This window comes from Paraburkholderia sp. BR13444 (assembly GCF_040948755.1).
Lineage (GTDB): Bacteria > Pseudomonadota > Gammaproteobacteria > Burkholderiales > Burkholderiaceae > Paraburkholderia > Paraburkholderia youngii.
In genome coordinates this window covers 1-16,080 of sequence record NZ_JBFPKM010000028.1, presented here as the reverse complement: position 1 = coordinate 16,080, position 16,080 = coordinate 1, and the positions used below count along the sequence as shown (strand labels likewise).

Annotated in this window: 16 protein-coding genes; 12 read left to right on the top strand and 4 right to left on the bottom strand. The window is 65.8% G+C overall.

The genetic code is table 11. The features are described 5' to 3' along the window. Positions 1–9 precede the first annotated feature (9 nt). Both AB3X95_RS38085 and AB3X95_RS38080 read left to right on the top strand, forming a co-directional pair. A complete protein-coding gene (locus AB3X95_RS38085) occupies positions 10–360 on the top strand; it encodes a hypothetical protein (RefSeq protein WP_368623934.1) in 351 nt (116 codons plus the stop codon). 410 nt (positions 361–770) lie between these two features. Beyond that, positions 771–1,046 carry an RNA-binding protein gene (locus AB3X95_RS38080; RefSeq protein ID WP_176105636.1) on the top strand — a complete coding sequence of 92 codons (276 nt, stop codon included), beginning with the start codon at positions 771–773 and terminating at the stop codon, positions 1,044–1,046. A 107-nt stretch (positions 1,047–1,153) separates the two neighbouring features. Here the strand turns inward: AB3X95_RS38080 and nadE are convergent, their stop codons facing one another. Beyond that, positions 1,154–2,014: an ammonia-dependent NAD(+) synthetase gene (gene nadE, locus AB3X95_RS38075; RefSeq protein ID WP_176126070.1), complete on the bottom strand. Its 861-nt coding sequence runs from the start codon at positions 2,012–2,014 to the stop codon at positions 1,154–1,156. Between the two features lie 384 nt (positions 2,015–2,398). On the opposite strand from nadE, the gene AB3X95_RS38070 reads away from it, so the two are divergent. After that, entirely contained in the window at positions 2,399–3,382 is a 984-nt protein-coding gene (locus tag AB3X95_RS38070; protein ID WP_368623933.1) for a L,D-transpeptidase, read from the top strand. A gap of 41 nt (positions 3,383–3,423) precedes the next feature. Here AB3X95_RS38070 and AB3X95_RS38065 read toward each other — a convergent pair whose 3' ends face one another. Both AB3X95_RS38065 and AB3X95_RS38060 read right to left on the bottom strand, forming a co-directional pair. Further along, entirely contained in the window at positions 3,424–4,293 is an 870-nt protein-coding gene (locus AB3X95_RS38065; protein WP_176105639.1) for a DMT family transporter, read from the bottom strand. An 86-nt stretch (positions 4,294–4,379) separates the two neighbouring features. After that, on the bottom strand, positions 4,380–5,936 hold the full coding sequence (locus AB3X95_RS38060; protein WP_176126072.1) for an AarF/ABC1/UbiB kinase family protein: 1,557 nt from the start codon (positions 5,934–5,936) through the stop codon (positions 4,380–4,382). 258 nt (positions 5,937–6,194) lie between these two features. On the opposite strand from AB3X95_RS38060, the gene AB3X95_RS38055 reads away from it, so the two are divergent. Continuing rightward, complete coding sequence (locus tag AB3X95_RS38055; protein WP_176126073.1) at positions 6,195–6,950, top strand: DeoR/GlpR family DNA-binding transcription regulator; 756 nt, start codon at positions 6,195–6,197, stop codon at positions 6,948–6,950. Between the two features lie 45 nt (positions 6,951–6,995). Here the strand turns inward: AB3X95_RS38055 and AB3X95_RS38050 are convergent, their stop codons facing one another. Further along, positions 6,996–7,202 (bottom strand): hypothetical protein, encoded by a 207-nt coding sequence (locus AB3X95_RS38050; RefSeq protein WP_368623932.1) that lies wholly within the window; start codon positions 7,200–7,202, stop codon positions 6,996–6,998. 362 nt (positions 7,203–7,564) lie between these two features. Between AB3X95_RS38050 and phnS the strand changes: the two genes are divergently transcribed. The 8 genes from phnS (at position 7,565) to AB3X95_RS38010 (ending at position 15,833) form a co-directional block, all read left to right on the top strand. Further along, positions 7,565–8,656, top strand: a complete 1,092-nt coding sequence (gene phnS, locus AB3X95_RS38045; protein ID WP_176369245.1) for a 2-aminoethylphosphonate ABC transporter substrate-binding protein — start codon at positions 7,565–7,567, stop codon at positions 8,654–8,656. Positions 8,657–8,757: 101 nt separating this feature from the next. Then, complete coding sequence (gene phnT, locus AB3X95_RS38040; protein ID WP_368623931.1) at positions 8,758–9,873, top strand: 2-aminoethylphosphonate ABC transport system ATP-binding subunit PhnT; 1,116 nt, start codon at positions 8,758–8,760, stop codon at positions 9,871–9,873. Beyond that, positions 9,851–10,810: a 2-aminoethylphosphonate ABC transporter permease subunit gene (locus tag AB3X95_RS38035; RefSeq protein WP_368623930.1), complete on the top strand. Its 960-nt coding sequence runs from the start codon at positions 9,851–9,853 to the stop codon at positions 10,808–10,810. Before phnT ends, AB3X95_RS38035 begins: the two co-directional genes overlap by 23 nt. Then, positions 10,800–11,663 carry a 2-aminoethylphosphonate ABC transport system, membrane component PhnV gene (gene phnV / locus AB3X95_RS38030; RefSeq protein ID WP_176126077.1) on the top strand — a complete coding sequence of 288 codons (864 nt, stop codon included), beginning with the start codon at positions 10,800–10,802 and terminating at the stop codon, positions 11,661–11,663. Before AB3X95_RS38035 ends, phnV begins: the two co-directional genes overlap by 11 nt. A gap of 96 nt (positions 11,664–11,759) precedes the next feature. Beyond that, on the top strand, positions 11,760–12,515 hold the full coding sequence (locus AB3X95_RS38025; RefSeq protein ID WP_176369247.1) for a phosphonate utilization associated transcriptional regulator: 756 nt from the start codon (positions 11,760–11,762) through the stop codon (positions 12,513–12,515). 25 nt (positions 12,516–12,540) lie between these two features. Then, the gene (phnA, locus tag AB3X95_RS38020) at positions 12,541–13,821 is read left to right on the top strand and encodes a phosphonoacetate hydrolase (protein ID WP_368623951.1); all 1,281 of its coding nucleotides are present in this window, start codon (positions 12,541–12,543) and stop codon (positions 13,819–13,821) included. Beyond that, the gene (gene phnY, locus AB3X95_RS38015) at positions 13,818–15,269 is read left to right on the top strand and encodes a phosphonoacetaldehyde dehydrogenase (RefSeq protein ID WP_368623929.1); all 1,452 of its coding nucleotides are present in this window, start codon (positions 13,818–13,820) and stop codon (positions 15,267–15,269) included. The genes phnA and phnY overlap by 4 nt, the downstream gene beginning before the upstream one ends. A gap of 3 nt (positions 15,270–15,272) precedes the next feature. Then, on the top strand, positions 15,273–15,833 hold the full coding sequence (locus AB3X95_RS38010; RefSeq protein ID WP_184228353.1) for a phosphonate degradation HD-domain oxygenase: 561 nt from the start codon (positions 15,273–15,275) through the stop codon (positions 15,831–15,833). The last annotated feature ends 247 nt before the right edge of the window (positions 15,834–16,080 follow it).

Genomic DNA, 16,080 nt, shown 5'->3' with positions numbered 1-16,080 from the left:
AGAAACACGATGATCCAATCCCGCCTCGCCGCCGTTGCGCTGACGATCGGCTGCCTGAGCGGCAGCGCAGCAGCGGTTGCCGCCGCGCCCGCGCATTGCGCGCGCGCCAACGAGCTCGAGATTCGCGGCGATGTGCCCGCGGCGCTCAGCTTCGACGTGTATCGGCAGCTGCGCCCGCTGGATGCGCGGCGAATCGCGCTGTTCGAGGCCGCCGGCGAAGTGAAGCGTCTGCCCGACGGCCTGCCGGTTTGCCAGATCTCCGACGACGGCGTCGACGATCCTTCCGCGGTGCTGGTCCGCCTGCCGCACGGTAAAAATGCCTGGTGGGTGAGCGCGGCGAACGTGCAAGCGGCCAACTGATCGGCGCGATCAGCCCGCCTTGCTCACATCCTCCGCAGGATCCCTTTGACGATGCGTCTGCGTGCCAGGCATGCAAGGTGCTGAAGCAGCCGATGTTTTCCAGGATTGGCGCGACTGATTCAGGTACAGTGCATCGACGGGGGTGTTTCGCCGTTGCCTAGGACACTGCGTCACAGTGTATTCGCTGTCGAAGCGGGCTATCCTGAGAACAGGATGAAATTTGCACAGGAGATTGGAACGATGGCCTTCTTTTTGTCATTGCTCGCTTTGGGATTGGCCGGCGCGACCGGCGTCGTCGCACTTCGCGCACTGGCCGCGGCTCAGACGAAGCAGCGTGTCGCGCTGCGACCGGTGCGTGTCTCCAGCTCTGACCGACTGACTGAGCGCCGGGCACGGCGAGGGTAGTCCGCATGAACCTGACCGTGCGCAATATCGCCGAATCGTGCAGCGAGCAGGACGTGCGGGATTTTTTGAAGCGCGAACTCGGCCACTACGCTAAACACGTCGAGGTGGTGGACGCCGGCAAGCCCAACGCCTACGCGACGGTGGAACTCGACGCGAGCGTGCCGTATGTCGGCGACGTGATCGCGCGGCAGATTCACGGCAAGCATCTGGGCGGCCAGCCGCTCGAAGCGAGCGCCGATCTGTTCAGCGACGAACCGCCGCCGGAGCAGCGAGCGCCGTAAGTGTAGGCGGCTCAGTAACGTCGATTCCTTTCGAAGGCGGTGGACCTGCGCGGCGTCGCGCGCAGGTCCACCGCCTTTATTCGTTTGAGAGCCGCTTTGCTGCCTCGTCATTGCCCATCAGGTGACGCCTGCCAGTCGAACGGGGTGTACGGCAGCGCCCGCTTGTGACGCGTCGCGTTGTAAAACTGCAGGACCACGTCACGCACGGTATCGCTGACCGGCTTGCCTTCGAGAAAATCGTCGATCGCGTCGTACGGGATGCCGTACGCGTCTTCGTCGGGACGAAGCGGCCGCAGCATCTCGAGGTCGGCGGTCGGCACCTTGTGCGCCAACGCGTCGGGCGCGCCGAGCGTATGCGCGAGCGCGCGCACGCGGCGCTTGCTGAGCCCGGCGAGCGGCAGCACGTCGGCGCCGCCGTCGCCGAACTTCGTAAAGAAGCCCATCACCGATTCAGCCGCGTGGTCCGTGCCGATCACGACACCGGAGCGCGCACCCGCCACCGCGTATTGCGCGATCATCCGCTGGCGCGCCTTGATATTGCCATGCACGAAATCCCGCTGTGATTCGTCCTTGAACGACACACCGCTTTTATCGAGCGATTCGAGCATTGCATCGGCGGCGGGTTTGATATCGATAGTCAGATTTTCGTCGGCGCGAATGAAACGTAATGCCTCCAGTGCATCCGCTTCATCGCGCTGTTTTCCGTAAGGCAGACGCACGGCGACGAAACGCGCGTCGTAATGGTTAGTCCGCAAACGCTCGACCGCGAGTTGGGCGAGACGCCCGGCCGTCGTCGAATCGACGCCGCCGCTAATGCCGAGCACATAAGTTCTCAGGTGGCTGTTGCGCAGATAGTTCGCCAGAAAATCGACCCGGCGCTCGATTTCGCGGCTTGCGTCGAATTTAGCGGTGACGTGCATTTCGGCCGCGATGCGGGCCTGGCGGGCGGCGGGATCGGATGGAGCCATGATCGTTGTTGTCCTCGCGAGAGAAAAAGCGCTTGAAAGGGCTCGAGTATCGGGATGTGCCGCCGTATTCGGGCGATCTTTCGTCGAATGAAATCGTCCTTCGCTTTTGTGGCCTGATTTTCCGATGATCAAGCTTAATTGCGAATTAATTGCATTTCACTGATATGTCGATTGCGGGGAAATAGTCAATCGTTTTTGAATAGGTCCTAAGTTAGAGGGTATATTCATCGACACGCGTCAATTCGCTGCGTAACATCGCCTGTAGCGAACGCCACCGGGATCCGGCGTGTCAATCAATAATAATCATGTTTGTTTCAGGACGCGATGAGATACCCAGATCGGCCTGGCCAGCCTGGATTTAACCGCCTGAGGATTTGCGCGTGGATGTGCGCAATCGTCATATCGGCAGGTGCGGGCGCGATGGCGGCGCAGGTTCATGCAGCGATGCCCGGTACCGCTCAGTCGCCTGCATCCGCAACATCGGCGGCGCACACTGTGAATCCGACCACTTCGGCCAAAGCGTGGAATGGCGCGAGCCAACCATTGGGCACGATCGACGCCGCCACCGTCGCCGCGCCCGACGCGGCCGGCATCGTCGATCCGCGCCGCGCGTTTCTGCTGCGCGACGTATTCGCGCAGGACGTGACGCGCCGGCTCAGACTGCCCGTCGCGGAGCAGCGTGCGTACGCCGACCGTCTGGAGACGGCGCTCAACGGGAACGAGCTTGGCAATCTGTCGGGCGAGTATGTGGTGCTCGTCGATCGCAATGCGAACGTGCAGGCGCTGCTGATTTACTTCCGCCCAGCGCCCGCCGACAACTGGCAGATGATCGGCGCATCGCCGGTATCCACCGGACGGCCTGGCGAGTACGACCACTTCATCACGCCGCTCGGCGTGTTTGAACATACGCCCGACAACATGGATTTCCGCTCCGAGGGCACGGAGAACGAAAATCACATTCGCGGTTATGGCCGGCGCGATATGCGCATTTTCGACCTCGGCTGGGCGCAGGGCGAACGCGGCTGGGGCAAGGGCGGCATGTCGCAGATGCGTTTCCAGATGCACGCGACCGACCCCGATCGGCTAGAACCGCTGCTCGGTATTCGCCATTCGAAGGGCTGCGTGCGGATTCCCGCGTCGCTGAACACGTTTCTCGATCACTACGGGATTCTCGACGCGGAATACCAGCAGCTCGTCGATTCCGGCCAGTCTTTGTGGGTGCTGAAAAGCGATCGGCAGATCATGCCGTGGGCGGGGCGTTTTATCGTCGTCGTCGATTCGCAGCGCAAGAGCCGGCCAGCTTGGTCGCCAGTGCCCGGTGCGGTCGCGCGCGCAAAAATGCCCGCGCACGCGGATACGGCCGATTGACGGGCGCGCTGGCCTTTCGCAATACCAGCGCGGGGCGCCCCTCACGACCTCGCCAACAACACGCCAGCCAGGGCGACCGCAAACCCGGCAATCTGCACGGGCAGCAGCGTCTCGCCGAACCCCAGATAGCCTTCGAGCGCGGCGAGCGGCGGCGCGAGAAACAACAGCGCGGTCGCGCGCGAAGCATCCCCGCGCCGGACCATCCAGACGAGCAACGTGACGCTGATGCCGGACAGCATCACGATGCCCCACGCGAGCGATGCCCACAGCGTCGGCGACGCGATCCAGCGATGCTCGCCGAGCGCGAGCGCCAGCACCCCCGCGACGACAGCCGCTCCGACGTTCTGCACCGCGCTCGCGCTGCGAATATCGGCCTTGGCGAGTGAGGTCTTCTGGAACAGCGTGCCCGCCGTGATCGCCCCCACCGCGACGATCGATATCAGCACGACCAGCCACGCCGGCGCGTTGCCGTGCGTGGGCGGCGTCGCGGCCGCGAGCTTCGGCGCGAGCACCAGCACGACGCCGGCGAGGCCGACCGCCATGCCGCTCCAGCCGCGCCGCGACAAGCGCTCGCCGAACAGCGGCGCGGCAACGGCGGCCGTCGCGAGCGGCTGCAGCGCGCCGAGCAAAGCCATCACGCCCGCGCTCAGACCTTGCGCGACAGCCCAGTAGCCGGCGCCGAGATAGACCCCTTGCAGCAGTGCGCCGGCGCTCAGGTGCTTGCCGAAGTTGCGTCCGGTCGGCCAGGCCGAGCGCGCGACGAGCGCGGCCAGCGCGAAGATCAGCGCGGTGCCGCCGAAACGGGCCAGCAGAAACAGATTGGGATCGGCGTAAGGGGTGATCGCGCGGGCGACCACGAAACCGGTCGACCACAGCACGACGAACACGGCGGCAGCAAAGGTGGCGAGCATCGGGGCAGAGGGTGCGAAAAAGCCGCCATGTTGACCGCACGGGCGGCGCGCGTCTTGTTCAAAGCTGCACAATGCGCGCGGGACCGTCACCACGCGAGCAGCGTCATCCCCGCTCCGAGCGCGCCGCCACAGACCACGCACGCCCACAATAGCCAACGCGTGCGCCGGTATTCGCGCGCGAGATCCGCGAGCAGTTGCGCGTTCTGCTGCGGCGTACCCGCGCGATCGTGCTGCTGCAGATAGCGCACCGCCAGTTGCGGCACGCGCGGCAGCATATGCGCGAGATGCGGCAGTTCGTATGACAGCCGCTTGAGCCAGCCGCGATGATCGAGATCGCGTCGCGCGATATCGGCAAGCACGCCGCGTGCGATGTTCCATGTATCGACGCCGGGATGCAGCGTCCGCGCGAGCATCTCCGCCTGCTGGAACGAGCGCTGCGCGGTCGCGAGCTGGCCCGACACCTGACCGTCGAACGGTTGCACGCCGTGCAGCAGATGATGAAACAGCGAACCCGCCGAGCGATCCTCGGGCGCCGCCGCGAAGTGCGCTTCAGCGCGCGTGCGCAGTTCGGCTTCGAGCATCTCGGGGCGTGTGTCGTCCGGCACATGGCCGGCCTCGCGATGCATGTCGGCGAGCCGCCCGTAGTCCTGGTCGAACAACGCGGTCGCGCCGTGCACGAAGAACTCGCGCTCGCCGCTCGACAGCGTCGCCATGATCGAGAACTCCGCGAGCACGAGGCGTCCGAGCGTGTCCGGCTCGATGCTGACGCGCACGCGGCGCGCATCGAGCGTCGCGTGGAAAAAGCCATGCTCGAAGGCCTGCTCGGTGACCACCTCGACGATATGCGCGGCGAGCGGCGCCAGCTTGATGCCGTGCGCGTGCAGGCCGGGCAGGTCGCTCGCGGGCAGCGTATTGATGCGCTGCATCGTCAGCGTGTGATCGGTGCACAGCTCCCAGATCACGTCCGGCACGACGATGCGCTTGTCGCCGTCGAAATGATGGCCGGTCTGGCTCAGGTTCGCGGCTTCGGCGCGCAGGTCGAAGCGGCGCAGGATGTCGTCGGTGAAGGTTTGCGCGAGCGAGCGCAACTTCAGCCGGCGCGCGACGCGCGACAGCTTTTCGAGCCAGCGCGCGACCCAGCGCAACAGCGCGAGCTCATCGCCAATCTGTTGCAACTGCTGCGCGCGCACGAGCTTGACGGCGACCTCGTGGTGACCTTTGAGCGGCACCGCGAGCCGCGCGAAATGCGTCTGCTCGGCGAAGCCGCTGCGCACCGGCACGAGGTCGACCGCGCTGAACAGCTCGCCGAGCGGCCGGCCGAACGCGCGCGTCAAGGCCAGCGCGGAGTCGTCCGGCGACAGTGGTGCTTCCATGTGATCGATGGCGTCCAGCGCGTCATGCAGCGTGCCGCTCGCGAGCTCTGGGCGAGCGGCCAGCGTCTGTGCGAAGCGGCTCGCGAGCGGACCGAGCGCCGGCAGCAGGCCATGCAACTGCGCGCCGCTGCGCTCGGACGCATGCACGCGGCCGATCAGTTCGATCATCCAATGCAGCTTGTGGTCGGGCGGGGCGGCGAGCCAGATCAGGCGCGCGCCGTAACGCAGCGCATGGAACAGCAGCAGTAGACGGCGAAACAGTGGCGGCATCGGCGGTTCGGTTGACGGGCGAGGCGTTGTGCGCGGGACTCGGCCGGGCGGCGGCGTGGCGTTCGCCGCATGGCCCAAAGAGTCCAGCCGTCAAGGTTAGCAGGTCGGCGCGGTGGCGGGCGGGTTCGCGCGCAAGGGGCGGCGCGCAGCAACCTTAGCGCGCGATGAGCCCGCCATGAGCGCAACCTGCGCGCCCGCGCCAACAGCGCGCAATACGCGTAATACAATACGGCGGCCTTCCTCAATCACGGCGCACAGATGCTCGCAGAACAACGTCATCAATACATCCTCGCGCAAGTCGCAAAGAACGGCGCGCTGTCGGTCGCTGAACTGGTGCGCGAACTGAACGTATCGCGCGAAACGATCCGTCGCGACCTCAACGCACTGGCCGGCCGCGGCCTGCTCGTGACGACCCACGGCGGCGCGCTGTCGAGCGATCGGCGCGAGCCAGATCTCGATACGCGCGAAGCCGAGAACGCGGGCGCGAAGCGTGCGATCGGCGAGCGCGCGGCCGAGTTCGTGCCGGACGGCGCGTCGCTGATCATCGATTCGGGCAGTACCACGCAGGCCGTCGCGCGCGCGCTGCTCGACCGGCATCGGCTGACGGTCTACACCAACGACTGGCGCATCGCGCTGCTGCTCGGCCGACGCAACGACAATCGCGTGACGCTGCTCGGCGGCGAGCTGTCCGATATCGAGGACGCGACCTTTGGACTCGACACGGTCCACCAGATCGCGCAGTACCACGCCGATTTCGCGTTCATCGGCGCGGGGGGGATCTCCCCGGACGGCTATCTGACCGACTACAGCCGCATGGCGGCCGAAGTGCGCAGCCGCATGATCGCCGCGGCCGACCTGGTGGTGGTCGTCGCCGATCATTCGAAGTTCGGACGCGTGACGCCGGTGCGCATCAACGGTATCGAGTCGGCGCGGTATCTAGTCACCGAACTGGCGCCCGAGCGCGCGCTGGGCAAGGCGATCACCGCGCATGGTCCGGAGATTCTGATCGCGTGAGACGGCTCATTCGCTGAACGCCATTCCGCACCCGCCAAAATCTAACTAAAAAAAGCCGCGGGTTTCGCTCCAGATATTGGAAGGGCCGGGCACAATACGCGCCGTTATCAGGGCCGCGTACACCGCAGCAGAGGCAACTGTCGCGAACGCCGCGAACGCGGCCAGCGCGCCGCGCGAGCGCCGCGTCCGCGAGCAGCGCCGCGCCTTCGCAATTTCGTCGATGCAGCGTGCATACATCGTCATTTTCGCCATGTACGATCCACACGGGGTCGGCGCGCGGAGTTCCATTTTTGGGCGGCGCGACGAATTCCATCGGTTGGCTTGAATTGGCAATTTGTGTCTTTTTTTGGAATTCGGCAAAATCGTCACGGCCGTGTCATCGAAACCTGTGATTCTTCCCGTGCCCGCTCAGGCGCGGCAGGCAGCGCGGGTGTCGGAGGCGGGCTGTCAGTCAGGCTGGGCGAGAAGCGGCAAAGTTGTCGGCAATCTGCAATCCACGACAGACCGGCGCGGCAACCGCAGCGGGCAACGCCAAGCGGCGCGTGCCGCCGTTCAATCACTACAGGTATGGGTTATCCCGACCGTCTGGTTTTTAGCCTTTCGGAGAGAGCGACATGAAAAAGACGAATTCCCTTCACGCCGCGGCCGGTCTCGCGCGCAAGCTGCTGCCGGTGCTGGTCGCCGCCGCAGCGTTCGGCGGTGCCGCGATGCAGGCTCATGCGGCCGACGCCGTCGTGCTGTACACGGCCGACGGCCTCGAAAATCTGTACAAGGATGTGCTGCCGGCCTTCGAAAAGAAGGAAGGCGTGAAGGTCAATATCGTCACGGCGGGCAGCGGCGAAGTCGTGAACCGCGCGACCATCGAGAAGGACCAGCCGAAGGCCGACGTGCTCGTCACGCTGCCGCCGTTCATCCAGCAGGCCGACCAGAACGGTCTGCTGCAGGCGTACCAGAGCGCCAACTACAAGAACGTGCCGGCCATCGCGAAGGCGCCGAACGGCGCATGGGCGACCTTCGTGAACAACTACTTCTCGTTCGCGATCAACCCCGAAGTCACGAAAAATCAGCCAAAGACGTTCGCGGACCTGCTGCACCCGGACTTCACCGGCAAGGTCGCCTATTCCAATCCGGCGACCGCCGGCGACGGCATGGCGGTGATCATCCTGACCTCGTCGCTGATGGGCGAAGACCAGGCGTTCGACTATCTGAAGAAGCTCGAGCAGAGCGCCAAGTTCCACACCAAGGGCACGGGCTATCTCGACGTGCTGCTATCGCGTAACGAGATCGCGGTCGCCAACGGCGATCTGCAGATGGATCTCGACGACGCGGCCAACGGCGGCCTGTCTCTGAAGCCGGTGTTCCTCGCCGTGACGCCCGGCGGTCAGCCGACCACGTTCCAGCTGCCGTACGCGATCGGGCTGATCAAGAACGGTCCGAACCAGGACAAGGGCAAGAAGCTGATCGACTATCTGATGTCGACGGAAGTGCAGTCGAAGGTGCCTGACATCTTCGGCATTCCGGGTCGCAGCGACGTGCCGCTCGCCGGCAAGAACGGCGAAACGGTCAAGCAGGCGATCAGCGGCGTCAAGCTGATTCCGGTCGACTGGAATCACGTGATGGCGAAGAAGGCCGACTGGACCGCGCGCTGGAAGAGCGACGTGATCGGTTCGTCGGGCAAAGAGACCGAAGTGGTCAAGCCGAAGTAAGTGACTCAGATAAGCAACGTTTGACGTTGTCGATTCAGGCGGCGCTTCGCAGCTGCTGCGCGGCGCCGCATCAGCATTAATTCTGTTGGAGGAAGACCCCGGTGAATACGGCCAGTCTCGCTCACCCCACCGCGCCTGGCGCGCCGCTGGATGCGCTCGACGCCGCGCGATTGGACGCGCCGGGCGCCGCCGCGCCGGGCGGCGTGCAGATCGATCACCTGACGGTGCGCTTCGGCGCGCGCACGGTGCTCGACGATCTGTCGTTGACCATCCAGCGCGGCGAGTTGCTCACCGTGCTCGGCCGCAGCGGCTGCGGCAAGACGACCTTGCTGCGCTTCATCGCGGGCTTCATCGAGGCCGACGGTCTGGCCGGCACGCTGACAGTGGCCGGCCGCGATCTGACGCATGTGCCGCCGCACAAGCGCAACCTCGGACTGCTGTTCCAGAGCTACGCGCTGTTTCCGCATCTGACGGTATTCGAGAACGTCGCGTTCGGTTTGCGCGCACGGCGCATTCCGGCGCGCGACGTCGCGCGCCGCGTCGCCGAGGCGCTGAAGCTCGTGCAGCTCGGCGACGCCGGTCACGTGATGCCCGCGCAACTGTCGGGCGGCATGCAGCAGCGCGTGGCGCTCGCGCGCGCGCTCGTGATCGAACCCGACGTGCTGCTGCTCGACGAACCGCTGTCCGCGCTCGACGCCAATCTGCGAGCGTCGGTGCGTTCCGAACTGAAGGCGCTGCATGAGCGCCTGCCGAATCTCACGATCGTCTGCGTGACGCACGATCAGGACGACGCGCTCGTGCTGTCCGACCGCACGCTGCTGATGCGCGACGGCCACATCGCGCAGCTCGGCACGCCGCAGCAGCTGTACGACACGCCGGTCGACGGCTTCGTCGCGCGCTACCTCGGCGCGGCTAATCTGCTGCCGCCGCAGGTCGCGTTCAGCATGGACGACGCGCGCTACAACGAGCGCGAACGTGTCGCGTGTCTGCGTCCGGAGGCGCTGCGCATCGTGCCGCTCGGCGAGGGGCAGTTGCATGGCGCGATCGCGTCGGTCGAGTGGTATGGCGCGGCCTTGTCGGTATCGGTCGTGCTCGATGCGCTGCCGAACGATCCCGTGCTCGTCACGATGCAGCGCAGCCTCGGCATGACGCCGGAGAAGGGCGCGCGTATTTCCCTGCGCTACGAGGCTGGCGATGTCGTCCTTATCAAGCCCTGATACGTCCAATCCGCTCGACCTTGCCGCGCAAGCCGAGCTCGAAGCCGCCGCACGCCGTCTGGCGAGCGCCGCGGCGCATGCGGCCGCGGTGAAGCGGCGCGAGCGTCTCGCGCAATGGCATCTGCTGTTCATTGCGGTCGTGGTGCTCGGACCGCTTGTCATCTATCCGCTGGTGCGGCTCGTGACGCTGAGTCTGACCGGCGCGCACGGCCTGTCGGGCCACGCGTACGTGACGTTCTTCGGCAACCCCGAAACGCGCGGCGTGATCGGCACCACGCTCGGCATCCTGTTCGCGAGCGCGAGCCTGGCGTCGCTGCTCGGCGTGGCGCTCGCGTCGCTGCTGTTCTTCAAGCCGTTTCCGGGCGCGCGCATGGTCACGCGCTTCCTCGAGCTGTTCGTCGCGTTCCCGTCGTTTCTGGTCGCCTTCACGCTGATCTTTCTGTACGGCTCGCAGGGCTCGGTCAGCATCGGGCTGCAGCGGCTGTTCAATCTGCAGGCGCCGCCGCTCGACTTTCTGTTCGGCATCGGCGGCGTAATTCTCGCGGAAGTGGTGTTCTATACGCCGTTCGTCGTGCGTCCGACGCTGGCATCGTTCGCGCTGCTCGACCAGCGGCTGATCGAAGCCGCGCGCAGCCTCGGCGCGGACGGCCTGATGGTCGCGTTCAAGGTGATCCTGCCGCTCGCGTGGCCGGGTATCGCAGCGGGAACGATCCTGTGTTTTCTGCTGACGTTGAACGAGTTCGGCATTCTGCTGGTGCTCGGCAGCGCCCATCTGATCACGCTGCCGGTCGCGATCTATAGCGCCGCGACCGTCGATCTCGATCTGCCGACCGCCGCCGCCGGCGCGGTCGTGATGCTGCTGATGTCGTTGTCGCTGTACGCGTTGTACCGGCGCGTCAATAGTCGCAAGGCGAAAGGAGCCGGTCATGGCCGTTGAACTCGATCCGACCGTGCTGCCGGTCATGCACAAGAAGGGCCGGCCCGTGCGGCACAGCCTCGTCGTGCGACTGCTCGGCGGTCTCTTTCTCGGTTTCGCCGCGCTGTTGTGCTTCTGGCTGTTCGTGCTGCCGGTGCTGGTCGTCGCGCTATCGAGCGTCGCGTCGCACTGGTCCGGCACGATCCTGCCCGACGGCTTCAGCACGCGCTGGTTCGAGCGCCTCGGTTCGAGCGACTTCGACGCGCTGACCACCAGCCTCGAAGTCGGCATGGGCGTCGCGGTGCTCGGCACGATCCTCGGTTTGTGGCTCGCGCTCGCGCTCGAAGGGCGCGACCGGCGCGGCCTCGGCGCCATCGTCGACACGATCGCGATGATGCCCAACGGCGTGCCGAGTGTGGTGCTCGGCCTCGCGGTGCTGATCGCGTATCACAAACGGCCGCTCGATCTGTCGAGCTCGGCGGCGATCGTCGTGTTCGTGCAGCTCGCGCTGGTGCTGCCGTTCTGCTATCGCTGTGCGGCCGCCGCGCTGCGTCCGGAGCTGACCGTGCTGCGCGAAGCGGCCGCGAGCCTCGGAGCGCCGCCGTCGATGGTGCTGCGCCGTGTCGTGTTGCCGCAACTGGTGCCGGCGATCCGCGCGAGTCTCGCGCTCGGTTTTGCGCTGTCGCTCGGCGAACTCGGTGCGACGCTGACCGTGTATCCGCCGGGCTTCGCGACGGTGCCGATCGTCGTCGTCGGGCAGGTGGAGCGCGGCTATTACCTGCCGGCTTCCGCGCTGTCGCTGATTCTGCTGCTGGTCTCGCTGGTCGCGCTGCTGCTGATCGCGGCGCGTGCTCCGCGTCGCCGGATCGACTGACCGGGCTGACCCGGCTGATCGGCGGGCGGTTTCCTTGATCTGAAGCGCGCACGCCGAACAGTGGACATCCGATGCGATGTGGCGAAATTTGTCAAAATGACCGAATATATGCACTCTGCTTCCGTCGATCCGATCGAGGTCGTGCGCCGCCATTCGCTGACGACGCTGGTGCGCGACGAGATCGAGCGGTATATCGTCGACGGCACGCTGGCGCCGGGCGATAAGCTCAACGAAGCCGATTGGGCGGCGCGCTTGCAGGTGTCGCGCGGGCCGGTGCGCGAGGCGTTTCGCGCGCTGGAGCAGGCGGGGCTGGTGCGGACCGAGAAGAATCGCGGCGTGTTCGTGCGGACGGTGTCGCTCGCGGAAGCGGACGAGATTTACGCGGTGCGCGCGGTGCTCGAAGAGGCGGCGTGCCGGATGCTCGCGGCCAGCATCGATGCGGGCAAGCTCGCGGTGCTGCGCGATTGCGTCGATGCGATGCGCGCCGCGCTCGCGTCGCACGATCCCGATGCGTATGCGCGCGCGAACGTCGCGTTTCACGATGGGCTGGTCGCGGCGGCGGGTAACACGAAGTTGTACGACACGTATCGCAGGCTCGTCAGCGAGTTGAGCCTGTTTCGGCGAGCGGCGCTGGTCGTAGAAGGCGATGCGATGGCGCGCTCGCTCGCCGAGCACCGCGCAATTCTGACCGCGCTCGCATCACGCGATGCGGAGCAGGCCGCGCAATTGATGCGCGCGCATGTGCAGGGCGGCTTGCAGCGCGCCCATGCGGCGTGCGACGCGGCGGGTGATGCGGCGCATGAGCGGCGCATCCCGGCAACCGCGGGCGCGGCCGGCTCGCGCGGGCGATGAGGCCTTGGCAATGACAACCCCTGTAATGGACGACCACGCGATGACACACGCCGAGCAACGCACGATCGAAGTCAACGGCCGGAGCTATCGCCTCCCTTCGCAACCGACGGTCGTCGTCTGTGTCGACGGCTGCGAGTTTGCTTATCTGGACGCGGCGGTCGCGGCCGGTGTCGCGCCTTTCATCGGCTCGATGCTCGAGGGCGGCGCGGCGTTTCGCGGCGACTGCGTGATCCCGTCGTTCACGAACCCGAACAACCTGTCGATCGTGACCGGCGTGCTGCCGTCCGTGCACGGCATCTGCGGCAACTACTTCTGGGACACCGACGCGAACAACGGCGCGGGCGCGGCGGTGATGATGAACGACCCCGCCTACCTGCGCGCGCCCACGCTGCTCGCGGCCGCCGCCGACGCGGGCGCCGCGGTCGCCGTCGTCACCGCGAAGGACAAACTGCGCGGACTGCTCGGCTGGCAGTTGAAGGGCATCTGCTTTTCGGCGGAGAAAGCCGACAAGGTGACGGTCGAGGAAAACGGCATCGACGGTGTGCTCGGACTGGTTGGTCTGCCGTTGCCGGACGTGTATAGCGCGGGATTGTCGGAATTCGTGTTCGCGGCCGGCGTGCGGCTCGCGCAGACGCGCAAGCTCGACCTGATGTATCTGTCGACGACCGACTATATCCAGCACAAATGCGCGCCCGGCACCGAAGGCGCGAACGCGTTCTACGCGATGATGGACGGCTATCTCGCGAAGCTCGACGCGCTCGGCTGGGTGATCGGCCTTACCGCCGACCACGGCATGAACGCGAAGCATGATCCGCGAACCGGCGAGCCGAACGTGATCTATCTGCAGGACTTGCTCGACGACTGGCTCGGCGCATCGACGACGCGCGTGATTCTGCCGATCACCGATCCGTACGTCGTGCATCACGGCGCGCTGGGTTCGTTCGCGACCGTCTATCTGCCGCGCGAGCTCGATGCCGCGTCGGTGATTGCGCGGATCGGCCGCCTGCCGGGAATCGAAGTCGTGCTCGACCGCAACGCAGCGTGCGCGCGCTTCGGGTTACCCGAGGATCGCATCGGCGATCTGGTCGTGATCGGCACGAAGCATGTCGTGCTCGGCACGCGGCGCGACGAGCACGACCTGTCCGGCCTCACCGTGCCGCTGCGCTCGCATGGCGGGATTTCCGAGCAGGAAGTGCCGCTGCTGTTCAACCGGCGCGTTCAGCCAACGGCCAGTGGCAGCGAAGGCAAGCGGCTGCGCAACTTCGATATCTTTGACGTCGCGCTCAATCGCGTGTCGACATCATGAGCCCGGTGCTGCGGGACCATCCGGCGTTCCGCGTAGAAGCGCTGCGGCTGCGGGGCGAGCGCGCGACGCGCGCCCGCACGCTCGACGTATTCGATCCCTATACCGGCATGCGTGTCGGCACCGTGCCGCTCGCCAGCATCGACGATGTGCGCGCCGCACTCGACTATGCGCTCGCGTATCGGCCGACGCTGTCGCGCTACGAGCGTTCGCAGATTCTGGAGCGCACGGCGGTGCTGCTGCGCGAGCGCATCGAACAGGCGTCGGATCTGATCTCGCTGGAGTCGGGGCTGTCGAAGCAGGATTCGCGCTACGAGATCGGTCGCGTCGCCGACGTGTTCCGCTTTGCGTCATTCGAGGCGTTGCGCGACGACGGTCAGAGTTTCTCGTGCGATCTGACGCCGCATGGCAAAAAGCGTCGGGTGTTCACGCAGCGCGAACCGCTCGCGGGCGTGATCGTCGCGATCACGCCGTTCAATCATCCGATGAACCAGGTCGCGCACAAGGTCGCGCCGGCCATCGCGACGAATAATCGCGTGGTGGTGAAGCCGTCGGAGAAGGTGCCGCTGTCGGCGCTTTATCTGGCCGATCTGCTGTATGAGGCGGGGCTGCCCGCGCCGATGCTGCAGGTGCTGACCGGCGATCCGCGCGAAATCGCCGAGGAGTTGATTACGCACGTGTCGGTCGAACTCGTTACGTTTACCGGCGGTGTCGCGATCGGCAAATACATCGCGGCGAAGGCCGGGTATCGGCGCCTCGTGCTGGAGCTGGGCGGCAACGACCCGCTGATCGTGCTCGACGACGCCGATCTCGAGCGTGCGGCGACGCTCGCGGTGCAAGGCTCGTACAAGAACTCGGGGCAGCGCTGCACGGCGGTCAAGCGGATGCTCGTGCAACAGCGCGTCGCGGCGGAGTTCACGGAGCGGGTCGTCGAGAAGACGCGCGCGTGGACCTTCGGTGATCCGTTCGATGCGTCGAAGCAGATGGGCACCGTGATCGACGCCGCCGCCGCACAGCTGTTCGAGGCGCGCGTGAACGAGGCGGTGGCCGCGGGCGCGCGCCTGCGCATTGGCAACGAGCGCAGCGGCGCCCTGTATGCGCCGACCGTGCTCGACAACGTCGATCCGTCGATGACGCTCGTGCGCGAGGAAACCTTCGGGCCGGTGTCGCCGATCATCGCGTTCGACACGCTCGACGACGCGATCCGCATCAGCAATGGGACGCCGTTCGGGCTGTCCTCGGGCGTGTGTACGAACCGGCAGGACGCGATCACGCGTTTCATTAACGAGCTGCGCGTGGGGACCGTCAACGTGTGGGAAGTGCCGGGCTACCGGATCGAGCTGACGCCATTCGGCGGCATCAAGGATTCCGGGCTTGGTTACAAGGAAGGCGTTCAGGAAGCGATGAAGAGCTTTACCAATCTGAAGACGTTTTCATTACCTTGGGAGTGACCCGTGGCATTGAGTCTCGACGATATCCGTGTGCTTTTCGAGCGGCACGGCAGCCTCGCGTATAGCGGCGAGCCGGTGACGCAGCTCGAGCACGCGTTGCAGAGCGGCGCGCTGGCGGAGGCGGAAGGCGCGAGCGACGAACTCGTCGCCGCGGCGTTTTTGCACGACCTCGGACATCTGCTGAACCTGCAAGGGGAGACGCCGACGGAACGGGGTGTCGACGATCTGCATCAGTATTTCGCCTTGCCGTTTTTGCGACCGGTGTTGTCGGATGCGGTGCTGGAGCCGATTCGTCTGCACGTCGACGCAAAGCGCTGCCTATGCGCGATCGACGCCACGTATTTCGGCCAGCTTTCCGCCGATTCGGTGCGAAGCTTGCAGTTGCAGGGCGGGATCTTTAGCAGGGAAGAGGCGCAGGCATTTACGCAGAAGCCGTACGCGGAAGACGCGATGCGTTTGCGCCGATGGGACGATCGCGCGAAAGAGAGGGATCGCGCGACGCCGGGGATCGACCGCTTTTTGGCCGTCGTCGAACGGGCGATGCGCGCGCATGCGACTGCGTGAGTCGAGGTGTTTTTGGGGCGCGGCAGGTTGCACTTGGAGCGTCAAAATATCGCTTGCAAGTCACGATGGCGGCGACTAGAATTCCGCTCTTTCGTGCTCCGGACGCCGGGGCGCGGGGAAGCGGGAAGCCTTTGTTGGCGAGGGCTTCAGCGGCGTGGGCAGGTTAAGCAAGTGATAAAAACCTGTTGACGATCCGGTGAAAGTTCTCCATAATCTCGTTTCTCTGCTGCAGACGCAGCGACGCAAA